Annotated in this window: 2 protein-coding genes; both read left to right on the top strand. The window is 69.5% G+C overall.

Going from position 1 to position 1,894, the window contains the following annotated elements:
• The first annotated feature begins 171 nt into the window (after positions 1 to 171).
• Positions 172 to 933: a DsbA family protein gene (locus LH128_RS24400; RefSeq protein WP_008832358.1), complete on the top strand. Its 762-nt coding sequence runs from the start codon at positions 172 to 174 to the stop codon at positions 931 to 933.
• A 27-nt stretch (positions 934 to 960) separates the two neighbouring features.
• Positions 961 to 1,894: AAA family ATPase (locus LH128_RS24395; RefSeq protein WP_008832357.1), on the top strand; the 934-nt coding region annotated here is incomplete at its 3' end.

Below are 1,894 nucleotides of genomic sequence, written 5' to 3'. Positions count from 1 at the left end.
GCCCCTCCCGCATGCGGGAGGGGAGCGAGACTTGGCAGCTTGCTGCCTAGTCGCAGCGGGGTGGGCGTCCCAACACAACGCCGCACTTGTGGAATACCCCCGTCCACGCTTCGTTTTCCCCCCTCCATGGGCTAGCCCTGTGACAAATCCACACGAAGGATTCGCCTCCCGATGACTCGCACCCGTTTCCGCACCATCGCCCTCGGCCTCGTGGTCGCCCCGCTTGCCCTCGGCCTCGCCGCCTGCGGCAAGAAGGACGAGCCCACCGCCGGTGCCACCTCGGGCGCCCCAATCGCCAAGATCGCCGCGCCCGCAGGCAAGTCCTGGGCCGACACGATCGAGAAGACCGCCGAGGGCGGCTACCGCATGGGCAACCCGAACGCCCCGATCAAGCTGGTCGAATACGGCGCCCTTAGCTGCTCGCACTGCGCCCTGTTCGCGCAGCAGAGCTTCGAGCCGCTGCGCGACGACTACGTCGCCAGCGGCCGCGTCAGCTACGAACTGCGCTATTTCATGCTCAACGCGCTCGACATTCCGGCCTCGCTGCTGGCCGAATGCGGCTCGACCGAGGCGGTGATCCCGCTCAGCGAGCAGTTCTGGGCCTGGCAGCCCAAGATGTTCGAGAACATGCAGGCCGCCAGCAAGGAACGCCTCGCCCAGATCGATGCCTTGCCCAAGGAAAAGCAGCTCGCCGCCATCTCCGAAGTCGCCGGCATGACCGACTTCTTCGCCTCGCGCGGGATCGCCCGCGATCAGGCCGCCGCCTGCCTTGCCGACACCACCAAGGCCAAGGCGCTCGCCGACCAGACGCAGAAGGCGAGCGAGCAGTTCAACGTCACCGGCACCCCCACCTTCATCATCAACGGCAACAACGTCGGCTCGATGGAGTGGGACAAGCTGGAGCCCAAGCTCAAGGAAGCAGGCGCGCGCTGACCGGCGTGATCGCCTGACCCGACCTCGATGCGCATCAACCGGCTAAAGCTCAGCGGCTTCAAGAGCTTCGTCGAGCCCGCCGAACTGCGCATCGATCCGGGGCTGACCGGCGTGGTCGGCCCCAACGGTTGCGGCAAGTCCAACCTGCTCGAAGCGATCCGCTGGGTCATGGGCGAAAGCTCGCCCAAGTCGATGCGCGGCGGCGGGATGGAGGACGTGATCTTCGCGGGCACGGACAAGCGCCCGCCCCGCGCCTTCGCCGAAGTCGTGCTGAAGGCGGAAACCGCGCCGAACGCCGAAGGCGTGCGCGACGAACTCGAAGTCGTTCGCCGCATCGAGCGCGGCGCGGGCAGCGCCTACCGCATCAACGGGCGGGACGTGCGCGCCAAGGACGTGGCGCTGATCTTCGCCGATGCCGCCACCGGTGCGCACAGCCCGGCGCTCGTCAGCCAGGGCCGCATCGCCGCCGTCATCGCCGCCAAGCCCGCCGAGCGCCGCGCCATGCTCGAAGAGGCGGCGGGCATCGCGGGCCTCCACGTCCGACGCAAGGACGCGGAGCAGCGCCTGCGCGCCACCGAAGCCAACCTCGCGCGCCTCGACGACATCATGGCGGGCCTCGACAAGCAGGTCGGCACGCTCCGGCGCCAAGCGAAAGCGGCGGAGCGCTACAAGGCCCTGACCGACCAGATCCGCCTCGCCGAAGCCCGCGTCGTCTTCGCCCGCTGGCGCGAGGCCGCCGCCGCTGCCGATGCGGCACGCAAGGAAGCGCAGGCGTCCGAGGAGCGTGTCGCCGTGGCGCAGGCGCTCGCAGTGGAAGCCCAAAGCCAGCAGGCCGCCGCAGCCGAGACGCTGGCGGAGGCCCGCGACGAACTCGCCGACCGCCGTGACGATGCCAATGCGCAAGGCCACCGCATGGCGACGCTGACCAGCCAGCTCGAAGCCGCCGAGCAGCGCCTCGCCG

Source organism: Sphingomonas sp. LH128, from assembly GCF_000293195.2.
Classification (GTDB): Bacteria; Pseudomonadota; Alphaproteobacteria; order Sphingomonadales; family Sphingomonadaceae; genus Novosphingobium; species Novosphingobium resinovorum_A.
The sequence above is the reverse complement of the archived record's forward strand: the minus strand, read 5'-3'. Positions and strand labels throughout refer to the sequence as shown.

Bases quoted from the DNA above. Each gene is read 5' to 3' on its own strand.
- LH128_RS24400 (WP_008832358.1), top strand. From the start codon at position 172: ATGACTCGCACCCGTTTCCGCACCATCGCCCTCGGCCTCGTGGTCGCC.